We start from the raw sequence: 11,728 nt of genomic DNA, 5'->3' as shown, positions 1-11,728 counted from the left end.
TTAAAAATATAGCAAATAATATAAAACAATGAATAGAACAGCAATAATCACAATTAGCCTGATATTCGATTGTCGTTTTATTTTTGCGGTATTTGCTCTATGAAAATATTCTCTCATTTGCCCTTTAATTATTGGAGCTCTTTCATCGGTTTTTTTATCATTCTTTTCTAATTCGTTCTTTATATTTCTTACTCTATCCTGAAGTTCTTCTTTTTGAGCATCGTAATATCTTGGAAAGAAACTAAATTTCTTATAGCCAGGCAATCTGAATAGTCGTGGTACTCCCATAATTCACTTTATTTATTTCTTACAAAACTATTCTTTTTCCATAATATTTCATTAAATCTTTGATTGAATTTGCAAAAATTTGTTATTGTCTGTTTATGATTTAGTAGAGTTTAAATTGAAGAAAAATATTTTTTTATTCTCTTGATAAATTGAAATAATATTTATCTTTGCACTCATTAATTTTTGGTCGCGTTGCCGAGTGGTTAGGCGGAGGTCTGCAAAACCTTTTACAGCGGTTCGAATCCGCTCGCGACCTCTTTTTTTTCAAATATATTTCAGAATTGAAAAATATTCGCTTCGGCGTTTCATTAAACAAATTCCCTTTTAATTAAAATTGAAATTATGTGTAGTACTTGTGGCTGTGAAGGCGATGGAAATAATATAACTTTCAGGAAACCAGGTGAAAATATTGAAGATAATCACCAACATTCTCATACTCATTCTCACGATGGTGAGGAGCATGAGCATTCTCATTCTCACAATCATCATCACCATTCTCACGATCATCATCATTCTCATGGTACCGAAATAAAAATTGAGCAGGATATATTGGGGAAAAATCAGCTTCTTGCTGAAAGGAATAGGGGATATTTTGAAGCAAAAAATGTTGTTGCTTTCAATTTAGTTAGTTCGCCTGGTTCAGGAAAAACGAGTTTGCTGGAGCGAACAATTAAAGACTTAAAAGCTGAAAAAGAATTTTTTGTCGTAGAAGGCGACCAACAAACCATGAACGATGCCGAGAGAATTGAAGCAGCTGGAGCACCGGCAATACAAATAAATACCGGAAATGGTTGCCATCTCGATTCCGATATGGTAATGAAAGCTGTGAAAAAATTGAATATTTCCGATAATTCAATTTTAATTATTGAGAATGTTGGAAATTTGGTTTGCCCATCATTATTCGATTTAGGAGAGACAAAACGAGTTGTTGTAATTAGTGTTACTGAAGGTGAAGATAAGCCATTGAAATATCCCTCAATGTTTCAATCTTCGGACCTTTGTATTATTAACAAAATCGATTTGTTGCCATATGTAGATTTCGATATTGAGAAGGCAAAAGAATATGCCAAAAAGGTTAACCATAAGTTGGACTTTCTTGAAGTTTCGGTGAAAACCGGTGAAGGAATAGAGAACTGGTATGATTATTTGAAAAACATTTCGAAATCAGAATAGATTTTAGAATAATATTTCACTCAACATATAGCAAAAAAAATACCTTTCATAATTTATTATGAAAGGTATTTTTTTGTTCCTAATTTTTCTGTTTTTTAGTAGCAAGTATTATGAAAGATAATTTATTTCACTTCCCATGTACTTCCACTGTTGAGCATATCGTCAACACATTTTATTTTCGATTTGCTTTTGATATTTTCAATTTGCTCTTCAATTCTTACATCATATACAGAATCAGAAACCGAGCGTATAACTCCTAAAGCAACTGGAAAATTAGGATAAGACATATTCACAAGCATAAGATGTAAAAATGGAATTTCTTCATGGGCATCATGAATTAAAATATCTTTTTCGGGAATTCCATTTTCTCCAATATTTACAACTTTAAGGTGCATACCTTCCATGACGAGTCCTTTGTCATTGTTTTTTCCAAAAATCATTGGTTCTCCATGTTTTAGAATAATTTGGCGGTCTGCTTTATGTTCTTTGTCAGTTATATGCCCGAAAGCTTTATCATTAAAGATTATGCAATTTTGCAATATTTCAACCACAGAAGTTCCTTCATGTTTTTCGGCTTCAACAAAAATTTCGGTAGCGAGTTTCATATTTGTATCAACAGCACGTGCAAAGAATTTTCCTTGTGCACCAATAGCTAATTCTCCCGGATGAAATGGATGTTCAATTGTTCCATAAGGAGAAGTTTTTGTTACTTGCCCATCTTTAGAAGTAGGAGAGTATTGTCCTTTTGTTAAGCCATATATTTCATTGTTGAAAAGGAGAATGTTTATATCAACATTTCTTCTTATCACATGAATAAAATGATTCCCTCCAATTGCTAAAGCATCTCCATCGCCGGTTATTTCCCATACACTAAGATCTGGATTTGCAACTTTTACGCCCGATGCAATTGCGGCAGCTCTGCCATGAATTCCATGAAAACTGTATGTATCCATATAATATGGAAATCGAGATGAACAACCAATTCCTGAAACAACAGCAAATTTTTCTTTCGGAATTCTAAGTTCCGACATCGCTTTATGAACTGCACTTAAAATGGCATGGTCGCCACATCCTGCACACCATCTTACTTGTTGGTCGCTTTTAAATTCTTTTGGACTTAATTTAGTTTGAATTTCGCTCATGACTATTTCTCTTCTAATAATTTGTGGAAATTTTCAGTTAATTCATTCATAGTGAAAGGAAGCCCTTGCACTTTGTTATATTGATTGTAATGAAACTCTTGAAAGTTCATTCTGAGGTAGTTGGCAAATTGACCCATATTTAATTCACAAACAACAAGTTTCTTGAATTTCGATAAAACTTCTTGTGTATTTTTAGGAAGTGGTTTTATATAGTTGAAATGTGCTAAACTAATGTTAGCGCCTTTGGAACGCATTTCGTTGATAGCAGTCAATAAATGCCCACGAGTACTTCCCCAACCAATAACTAATAAATCTCCTTCGCGATCGCCATAAAGTTCTAATTCGGGAATAGATTTTACAACTCTTTGTACCTTCTCTTCACGTAGTTCTGTCATTATTTGATGATTTTCAGGAACATAAGAAACAGCGCCCGTGTCAATCATTTTTTCAAGACTTCCAATTCTGTGTTCTAAATTTTTTGTTCCCGGAATTGCCCATTCTCTTGCCATAAATTCTTTATCTTTTCTGTAGGGCAAGTATTCTTTTGTGTTTTCATCTACAATTCGAGGTTTTATATCCGGAAGGTCTGCCATAGCTGGAAATTTCCAAGGTTCTGAACCATTTGCCAAAAATCCATCTGTCAAAAGAATCACAGGTACCATATGCTCCAAAGCTATCTTGCTTGCTTTGAACGCAAAATCGAAACAATCTGATGGCGTGCTTGCAGCTAAAACTACTACTGGACTTTCACCATTTCTACCATAAAGAGCCTGATTTAGGTCGGCTTGTTCGGTTTTTGTAGGTAATCCGGTAGAAGGTCCACCACGCTGAACATTTACGACAACCAGCGGCAGCTCAGTAATAACTGCCAAACCAATAGCTTCTGATTTTAGTGCCAGACCAGGTCCTGAAGTTGTGGTAACAGCTAAATTTCCTGCAAAAGAAGCACCTATTGCTGTACAAATTCCTGCAATTTCGTCTTCTGCCTGAAATGTTTTTACTCCAAGGTCTTTTCTTTTCGAAAGTTCAATAAGAATTTCAGTGGCTGGAGTAATAGGGTAGGAGCCACAAAAAAGTTGTAGTCCGGCTTTTTCAGAAGCTGCAATCATTCCCCAAGCTGTGGCTGTATTTCCATTAATATTCCTATAAGTGCCTTTTTCAATTTTCGCTGGACTTATTTTGTAGCTAAAGCTTAAAACTTCTGTTGTTTCGGCGTAGTTGTATCCTTCATGAAGCACCTTTTTATTCGCTTCAACAAGAGCTGGAGTTTTTTTAAACTTAGTTTCAAAAAAGTTATTTGTAAAATCTAATGTTCTGTTATAAAGCCAATAAACCATTCCGAGAGCAAACATATTTTTGCTCCTTAGGATGGTTTTATTGTCCATTCCAGAATCTTTCAAACACTCTTTTGTGAGAGAGGAAATAGGCGCTTTAATTATGTTATGATCTTCAAGCTTACTTTCCTTAATAGGGTCATCGGTTTCGAAACCGGCTTTTTCTATAAACTTCTTTGTAAAACTATCATTATCTACAATAATTGTAGCACCTGGTTTAATCCATCTTAAATTTGCTTTTAGTGCTGCCGGATTCATTGCCACCAGAATATCTGCCATGTCTCCAGGTGTATAAATAGTTGTGTTTCCGAAGTTTACTTGAAATCCGGAAACTCCTCCAACTGTACCCTGAGGTGCTCTAATCTCGGCCGGGTAGTCGGGAAATGTGGCTAAATTATTTCCTAATAGTGCTGATGTGTCTGAAAATAAAGTGCCAGTGAGTTGCATGCCGTCTCCACTGTCTCCGGAGAAACGAACAACAACCTGTTCAATATCAATAACTTCATTTGTTTTTGACATAATCTTTTGATAGTTTATTAATTATATTTCAAGGGGATTTATGAAAGATATAGTTATATATTATGTTGTAATGAATCTAAAAAGTTAATCTATTTCTTAGCCTTAGAAGTATTAATTTATAAATTAAATAATCATAATAATCAGGCAACAAATGTAAGTTTTTATTAATAAAATGTAAATATTTATATAAAAAAAATATTTTTTTATTATTTAAATTAGATTGATTTATGAAGTATAAATATTTTGTGTTATAAACTGTAAATCAGCTAAATATGACTTTGTGTATTTTGTAAACTAACTATTTTAAGAAAAGAAGTATTGTAATATTAATTTATAAGGCAAATTATAATATCAACATAGCATCGCCATAGGTTCCGAATCTATATTTTTTCTTTATTGCCACATCGTAGGCTTTAAAAATTAGGTCGTAACCAGTAAAAGCAGCCACCATCATAAGTAAAGTAGATTTGGAAAGGTGGAAATTGGAAATCATGCGGTTCGGAACTTTTACTTCGTATGGTGGGAATATGAATTTGTTTGTCCAACCTTCGAATGGATTAAGTAACTTTTGTGTGGTTACGCAACTTTCTAATGTTCTCAAAACTGTGGTTCCTACCGCACACACATTGTGTTTATTGTTTTTTGCATTGTTCACAATATTTGCAGCTTGTTCCGATACAAAAATTTGTTCAGAATCTACTTTATGTTTAGTGAGGTCTTCAACTTCAACGTTACGGAAGTTTCCTAATCCAACATGAAGTGTAATTTCAGCAAAATCAATTCCTTTAATTTCAAGGCGTTTTAGCAGCTCTCTGCTGAAGTGCATTCCGGCAGTAGGTGCTGCAACTGCTCCTTCGTGCTTGGCTAAAAGTGTTTGATATCGTTCTTTGTCTAATTCTTCGGTTTTTCTGTTTATAAATTTTGGAAGAGGTGTTTCACCAAGATTATAAAGCGTTGTTTTAAAATCTTCATAATCACCATCACCAAGAAATCGGAGTGTTCTGCCTCGTGAAGTGGTATTGTCTATTACTTCTGCAACAAGTTCGTCGTTGCCAAAATATAATTTGTTCCCAATTCTTATTTTTCGCGCAGGATCAACTAAAACGTCCCATAATCGGTTTTCTTTACTAAGCTCACGAAGTAAAAATACTTCTATTTTTGCTCCTGTTTTTTCTTTATTGCCAAATATTCTTGCAGGAAAAACTTTTGTATTATTGAAAACAAAAACATCTTTATCGTCAAAATATTCGATTACATCCTTGAAAATACGATGTTCAATTTTGCCAGTGTCTCTGTGTACAACCATCAGCTTCGATTCGTCCCTATTTTTTGTTGGATGCAATGGGATTAATTTTTCAGGTAATTCATACCGGAATTGAGATAATTTCATAATATTTCTATATTTATTTTTTGGGGTAACTTCTACGTAAGGGTGTAGTTTTTGTTACAATAATTTAAGATTTTCTTCAAACTCTTTTATATCGACCGATTCTTCAATGTTAAAAATTCCTATTTTAGTTCTTATAAGTTCAATCAAATGTGCACCACTTTGCATGGCATAACCTAAGTCGTTTGCTAAAGAGCGTATATATGTTCCGGATGAACAGTGAATTTTTATTGTCAAAACAGCGGAATCATAACTTATATATTCAATTTTTTCTATGTGTATTTTTTTTGCTTTTAATTCTACTTTTTCGCCTCTTCTTGCTAAATTATATGCTCGTTCTCCATTTATATTTTTTGCTGAATAAATTGGTGGATCCTGTAAAATATCTCCTTCGAACTTTTTTAAGGTATTGCATATTAACTCTTTAGTGATATGTTCGACCTCGAATTGCTCATTTATTTCGGTTTCTAAATCGAAGGATGGTGTTGTTGCGCCGAGTTTAATTTTTGCAATATATTCTTTCTCTTTGGCTTGAAGTTCTTGGATTGTTTTGGTTGATTTTCCTGTACAGACCACCAAAAGTCCTGTTGCTAATGGGTCTAATGTGCCGGCATGACCGACTTTTATTTTTTTAAACCCATATTTTTTCCTTATTAAATATTTTATTTTTTTTACAACATCAAACGAAGTCCAATGTTTAGATTTATTTATCAATAGTAGTTGTCCTGCTTGAAAATCCATTGTTGTTTTGAAAATTGAATTTATCGGAAAGTTTCCAAACAATTCGTCTTTTAGTAAAATTTTATGATAAAAAAAATATGAGGGATTTTATAATGTTGTTTATAAAAAACTGATGGTAATTGCAATTATGGCAACAATAAATGTATAAATCGCAAAATATATTAGTTTGCCTCGTTTAACAATATTTACCATCAAAGTACAAGCGAGCCAGCCGGTTACAAAAGCCGATACAAATCCAACAATTAAAGGAAAAGCTCCAACACTTGTATCGTTTGTAAATTCTCCACTAAAAAGATCTTTTAGGTTAGCTCCAATTATTGGAATTAAAACCATCAGAAAAGAAAATTTTGCAATATGTTCTTTTTTGTTTCCAAGAAGGAGACCAATAGCGATTGTTGAGCCTGAGCGTGAAATTCCTGGCATTACTGCAAATGCTTGAGCAATTCCAATGATAAATGAATCTCGGAAAGAAATGTCCTTTTCTTTTTGCTTGGCATAATATGTAAATGCAAGTAATGTAGTGGTAATTAAAAGCATAGAGCCAACAAACAATAAATTTCCAGTGAAAAAACTTTCGACTTGTTCTTTAAAAAATACTCCAACTATTCCAACAGGAATCATCGAAATTGCAATTTTAGCAACATATTTCGAGGAATCGTTCCACTGAAATTTGAATAAGCCTGAAAAAATACTGATTAGATCTTTCCAGAAAACTACAATAGTACTCAGAACAGTTGCTCCGTGAACAACTACTGCAAATGTTATGTTGTTTCTGGCAGCATCGTCTAAATTAAGGATTACTTTTCCCAATTCGAGATGCCCGCTACTGCTGATTGGCAAAAACTCCGATAATCCTTGAACAATTCCTAAAATTAATGCTTCAAACCACTCCATATTTATTGTATTAGAAAAAATAATTTAAGACAGATAAAAAAATAATTTAGCTTTATTGTTTTTTAGAAAACAAATTAGCAATAAAACTATTATCGTCGGGTTTTTTCATAATTGCGTATATCTCGAAAATAAAACCAAAAAGTACAACAACCGGAGCCAAAGTTATGCGCCTCCAACTGAAAACTTCCGGATTAAAATCGTTCGGATTTTCAGGTGCTCCACCGATCATGAGCAAAAAACCAACGATAATAACTATAAATCCTATTGTCAGTAAAATGTAATTTTCTTTGCCTAGAGCAAATTCAACGCTACTTGTTTTCGAAGTTCCTGCTGGAACTGATTTGTTTGATGGAGTGTCTGTTAGACTTTTCTTTTTCGGACTTTTAACTTGTTTTTTCGACATAAAATACTTTTTAGTGGTAATATATTTTTTCTGTTTTAATTCTAAGATATTTGTTGATTGCAAAATATGTAGAAGATATTGCAATAATAATTCCGATTACAACTATTGATAGAAATAATGTTATCAATACATTAAGATCATTAAAACTTACTATTTCAAACATATCTTGTGCAAAATGAATTATTACAATCAGCAAAGATATTGCCATCAAGGCTCCAATAATTCCTTGAAATGCACTTTGGAAAAGGTAAGGTTTCCTGATGAAACTTCCATTTGCTCCGACAAGTTGCATTGTTTTTATTAAAAAACGGTTCGAATAAATTGATAAGCGAATAGTATTGTTGATTAGTGCAATTGATATTAAAAATAGTAATCCGCTAAAACTCAATATTATAAAACTTATCTTGTTGATGTTTTTATCAATTTCGTGGATAAGAGATTTCTTGTAAATTACTTCTTTAACTTGTGGATAGCTAAGAAGTTTTTCTTCTATTATTCGTAAACTATCTGTGTTTGAATATTCTGCAAATAGCTGAATATTAATGGAAACAGGCAAAGGATTGTAGCCAAGAAAATCTATAAAATTTTCGCCTAATTCTTTTTGCAATTCTTCAGCAGCTTGTTCTTTCGAAATATGATTCGATGATTTTACATAATTCGAAGCATCAAATTCTTTTTGCAATCTACGAATATCAAGTGTTTTGGCATTTTCGTTAAGAATTATTGAGTAACCAATATTTTCCTTTATATAGACAGATAATTTATTTGCATTCAAAATCAGCATTCCTAACAATCCTAATAAAAACAAAACTAAAAAAATACTGACAATAGTTGTTAGGTACGAATTTCTTAGTTTCCAAATAGTTATTTTGTCTTTTTTATTAGTCATTATCAAAAAAAATTAGGCTGCAAATATATAAATATTCAAACATATAAAATTACAGTAAATTGTAAATTCACATTGCCAATTTTTCAATCTCACAGCTTTAAGTATTTTTGCAACAAAATGAAATGTCTGGAATTATGAAAAATAAGTTGTTTTTACTTGATGCGTATGCTTTGATTTATCAATCATACTATGCGTTTATTAAGAATCCTATACGCAATTCTAAAGGTTTAAATACCTCAGCAACTTTTGGATTTACAAATATTTTACAAGAAATTTTAACTAAAGAAAAACCTACACACATTGCCGTAGCTTTCGATCATTCAAGTCTTACTTTTCGTAGCGAAATATTTTCGGAATATAAGGCAAACAGACCGCCAACTCCCGAAGATATTAAATTATCTATACCTTATATAAAAGGTATTATTGAAGCCTATAATATTTCTCTTATTGAAGTTCCCGGATTTGAGGCAGACGATATTGTAGGGACAATTGCAAAAGTTGCCGATAATGAAAATATTGAGGTCTTTATGATGACTCCTGATAAAGATTATGCACAATTGGTTACAGAAAATGTGTTTATGTATAAACCGAGACGATCAGGAAAAGAATCGGAAATTTTGGGAGTTGAACAAATTAGAGAAAAATTTCAAGTCTCTGAACCAAAGCAGGTTATTGATATTTTGGCACTGTGGGGCGACAGTTCAGATAATATTCCTGGTGCTCCCGGAATAGGCGAAAAAGGGGCTAAAAAGCTTATTTCTGAATTTGCCAGTTTGGAAGGACTTTACGAAAATCTCGACAAATTAAAACCCAAACAAAAAGAAACTCTCCAAAATTTCGAAAAGCAAATAAAAATGTCAAAGGTATTGGCAACGATAGATACCAATGTTCCAATTGATTGCAAATTGGAAGATTTGAAAATGAAAAATGCTAATAATGAAAAACTGAAAGAGATTTTTAGCGAATTAGAGTTTAGAACATTTTTGAATCGTTTAAATACTACAGAGAAATCAGAACCAAAATTGGATATTCTTCCTGAGAAAAAAGAGCAATACACTCAGGGAAATTTGTTTGCTAATACTATCGAGGCTGAAGAAATACAAGTAAGCGAAAGCTTAAAAAACATAAATTCCGTAGAGCACAAATATTTCATTTCCGATACTGATGAAAAAATTGATAATTTAATCTCCGAACTTCAAAATCTCAAGGAGTTTTGTTTCGATACCGAAACTACAAGTTTAAATACCCAAAACGCAGAATTGATTGGAATTTCTTTTTGTTTCGAAAACCACAAAGCATATTATGTCCCTTTTCCCACAGACCAGAATCAATCAAAACTTTTGCTTTTGAAGTTTAAAAATTTGTTTGAAAATGCCAGAATTTCTAAAATCGGACAAAACATAAAATATGATATTTCGGTTCTGAAAAATTATGATATTGAAGTTGATGGAAATTTGTTTGATACAATGATTGCACATTATTTAATTGAATCAGATTTTCGGCACAATTTAAATTTCCTTTCGGAAAAATATTTGCATTATTCACCAGTTCAGATTGAGGAATTGATTGGTAAAAGAGGGAAAAATCAAAAAAATATGAGGCAGGTTCCTGTCGAAATAGTCAAAGAGTATGCTTGCGAAGATGCCGATTTAACATTTCAGTTGAAAAAAATTCTCGATGCTGATCTAGAAAAATCCAATGCAAAAAAGCTTTTTCACGATATCGAAATGCCGCTAATTTATGTTTTGGCATCGATGGAAGATTATGGTGTAAAATTAGACTCAGATGCACTAAAAAATTTTTCCAAAGAATTGATTTTGCAAATAGACAAAATTGAAAAGGTGATTCATCACCTTTCAGAAAGTCAATTTAATATATCGTCTCCGAGAGAATTAGGAAAAATATTGTTCGATAAATTGAAGATTAATACAAAAGCAAAAAAAACCAAAACAGGGCAATATTCAACTTCTGAAGACGTACTTTTAAAATTGAGAGATAAGCATCCAATAGTTGATAAAGTTATGGAGTTCAGATCCTTAAAAAAACTTCATTCAACTTACGTTGAAGCTCTACCTAAACTTGTTAACAAAAAAACCCAAAAAATCCATTGTTCGTTCAATCAGGCAGTTGCAGCAACCGGTCGTTTAAGTTCGAACAATCCGAATTTGCAAAATATTCCAATAAAAGATGAAAACGGAAGGGAAATTCGGAGAGCTTTTATTCCGACATCCGAAAATTATACTTTTTTTTCGGCAGATTATTCGCAAATTGAATTGCGATTGATGGCGCACATGAGCAATGACGAATCATTAGTTGAAGCATTCAACAAGCAAGAAGATATTCATGCTTCCACAGCTTCAAAAATATACAAAATTGAACTCGATGAAGTTGATAGAACTCAGCGAAATATGGCTAAGGTTGCTAATTTCGGAATAATTTATGGAATTTCTGCTTTCGGATTGGCAAGTCAGCTTAACATTTCGCGAAAAGAAAGCAAGCAACTAATTGATAGTTATTTTGAAAGCTATCCGGGAGTAAAAAAATACATGGAAATGTCTATTAGAAAAGTAAGGAGTAAAGGATATTCAGAAACTATTTTCGATAGAAGGAGGATTTTGTCAGATATAAATTCTCGAAATGGAATTGTTCGCGGGCTTGCTGAACGCAATGCAATAAATGCACCTATTCAGGGTACTGCTGCCGACATTATAAAAATAGCAATGATAAATATTTATAAAAAATTCCAGCAAAAAAATATGAAATCGAAAATGACTATTCAGGTACACGATGAACTTAATTTTAATGTTTATAAACCTGAATTGGAAGAAGTGAAAAAAATTGTGATTGCCGAAATGGAAAATGCCGTACAATTAAAAGTTCCTTTAATTGTTGAATATGGAGTTGGGGAAAATTGGCTTGAAGCCCACTGATTTTAAATTACTAATTGCTAATTACAAA

10 protein-coding genes and 1 tRNA gene are annotated in these 11,728 nt (G+C 32.5%); 3 read left to right on the top strand and 8 right to left on the bottom strand.

Features of this window, described 5'->3' with window-relative positions; all coding sequences use genetic code 11:
• Nucleotides 1–288: a hypothetical protein gene (locus tag HN894_17160; GenBank protein ID MBT7145053.1), complete on the bottom strand. Its 288-nt coding sequence runs from the start codon at nucleotides 286–288 to the stop codon at nucleotides 1–3.
• Between the two features lie 185 nt (nucleotides 289–473).
• Between HN894_17160 and HN894_17155 the strand changes: the two genes are divergently transcribed.
• Both HN894_17155 and hypB read left to right on the top strand, forming a co-directional pair.
• A tRNA-Cys gene (locus HN894_17155) sits at nucleotides 474–544 on the top strand.
• A gap of 86 nt (nucleotides 545–630) precedes the next feature.
• Nucleotides 631–1,461 carry a hydrogenase nickel incorporation protein HypB gene (hypB, locus tag HN894_17150; protein ID MBT7145052.1) on the top strand — a complete coding sequence of 277 codons (831 nt, stop codon included), beginning with the start codon at nucleotides 631–633 and terminating at the stop codon, nucleotides 1,459–1,461.
• Between the two features lie 122 nt (nucleotides 1,462–1,583).
• Here hypB and HN894_17145 read toward each other — a convergent pair whose 3' ends face one another.
• From HN894_17145 to HN894_17115, 7 genes are all read right to left on the bottom strand, one after another.
• On the bottom strand, nucleotides 1,584–2,603 hold the full coding sequence (locus tag HN894_17145) for a 2-oxoacid:ferredoxin oxidoreductase subunit beta (protein ID MBT7145051.1): 1,020 nt from the start codon (nucleotides 2,601–2,603) through the stop codon (nucleotides 1,584–1,586).
• A 2-nt stretch (nucleotides 2,604–2,605) separates the two neighbouring features.
• Nucleotides 2,606–4,456 (bottom strand): 2-oxoacid:acceptor oxidoreductase subunit alpha, encoded by a 1,851-nt coding sequence (locus tag HN894_17140; protein ID MBT7145050.1) that lies wholly within the window; start codon nucleotides 4,454–4,456, stop codon nucleotides 2,606–2,608.
• Between the two features lie 343 nt (nucleotides 4,457–4,799).
• Complete coding sequence (gene queA, locus HN894_17135) at nucleotides 4,800–5,846, bottom strand: tRNA preQ1(34) S-adenosylmethionine ribosyltransferase-isomerase QueA (GenBank protein ID MBT7145049.1); 1,047 nt, start codon at nucleotides 5,844–5,846, stop codon at nucleotides 4,800–4,802.
• A 54-nt stretch (nucleotides 5,847–5,900) separates the two neighbouring features.
• On the bottom strand, nucleotides 5,901–6,584 hold the full coding sequence (gene truB / locus HN894_17130) for a tRNA pseudouridine(55) synthase TruB (GenBank protein ID MBT7145048.1): 684 nt from the start codon (nucleotides 6,582–6,584) through the stop codon (nucleotides 5,901–5,903).
• 99 nt (nucleotides 6,585–6,683) lie between these two features.
• Nucleotides 6,684–7,478, bottom strand: coding sequence for an undecaprenyl-diphosphate phosphatase (locus HN894_17125; protein MBT7145047.1), 795 nt, complete (start codon nucleotides 7,476–7,478; stop codon nucleotides 6,684–6,686).
• 52 nt (nucleotides 7,479–7,530) lie between these two features.
• Complete coding sequence (locus HN894_17120; GenBank protein ID MBT7145046.1) at nucleotides 7,531–7,881, bottom strand: DUF3098 domain-containing protein; 351 nt, start codon at nucleotides 7,879–7,881, stop codon at nucleotides 7,531–7,533.
• A 10-nt stretch (nucleotides 7,882–7,891) separates the two neighbouring features.
• Nucleotides 7,892–8,770, bottom strand: a complete 879-nt coding sequence (locus HN894_17115; protein MBT7145045.1) for a cell division protein FtsX — start codon at nucleotides 8,768–8,770, stop codon at nucleotides 7,892–7,894.
• Nucleotides 8,771–8,892: 122 nt separating this feature from the next.
• On the opposite strand from HN894_17115, the gene polA reads away from it, so the two are divergent.
• Nucleotides 8,893–11,700, top strand: a complete 2,808-nt coding sequence (polA, locus tag HN894_17110; GenBank protein ID MBT7145044.1) for a DNA polymerase I — start codon at nucleotides 8,893–8,895, stop codon at nucleotides 11,698–11,700.
• Nucleotides 11,701–11,728: the final 28 nt, after the last annotated feature.

The organism is Bacteroidota bacterium (assembly GCA_018692315.1).
Taxonomy (GTDB): domain Bacteria; phylum Bacteroidota; class Bacteroidia; order Bacteroidales; family JABHKC01; genus JABHKC01.
Note: the sequence above shows the minus strand (reverse complement) of the source record. Positions and strands in the feature narration are given on the sequence as shown.

Excerpts from the sequence above, each read along its gene's own strand:
- HN894_17160 (MBT7145053.1), bottom strand. The coding sequence starts at position 288 with ATGGGAGTACCACGACTATTCAGATTGCCTGGCTATAAGAAATTTAGT.
- hypB (MBT7145052.1), top strand. The coding sequence starts at position 631 with ATGTGTAGTACTTGTGGCTGTGAAGGCGATGGAAATAATATAACTTTC.
- HN894_17145 (MBT7145051.1), bottom strand. The coding sequence starts at position 2,603 with ATGAGCGAAATTCAAACTAAATTAAGTCCAAAAGAATTTAAAAGCGAC.
- HN894_17140 (MBT7145050.1), bottom strand. The coding sequence starts at position 4,456 with ATGTCAAAAACAAATGAAGTTATTGATATTGAACAGGTTGTTGTTCGT.
- queA (MBT7145049.1), bottom strand. The coding sequence starts at position 5,846 with ATGAAATTATCTCAATTCCGGTATGAATTACCTGAAAAATTAATCCCA.
- truB (MBT7145048.1), bottom strand. The coding sequence starts at position 6,584 with ATGGATTTTCAAGCAGGACAACTACTATTGATAAATAAATCTAAACAT.
- HN894_17125 (MBT7145047.1), bottom strand. The coding sequence starts at position 7,478 with ATGGAGTGGTTTGAAGCATTAATTTTAGGAATTGTTCAAGGATTATCG.
- HN894_17120 (MBT7145046.1), bottom strand. The coding sequence starts at position 7,881 with ATGTCGAAAAAACAAGTTAAAAGTCCGAAAAAGAAAAGTCTAACAGAC.
- HN894_17115 (MBT7145045.1), bottom strand. The coding sequence starts at position 8,770 with ATGACTAATAAAAAAGACAAAATAACTATTTGGAAACTAAGAAATTCG.
- polA (MBT7145044.1), top strand. The coding sequence starts at position 8,893 with ATGTCTGGAATTATGAAAAATAAGTTGTTTTTACTTGATGCGTATGCT.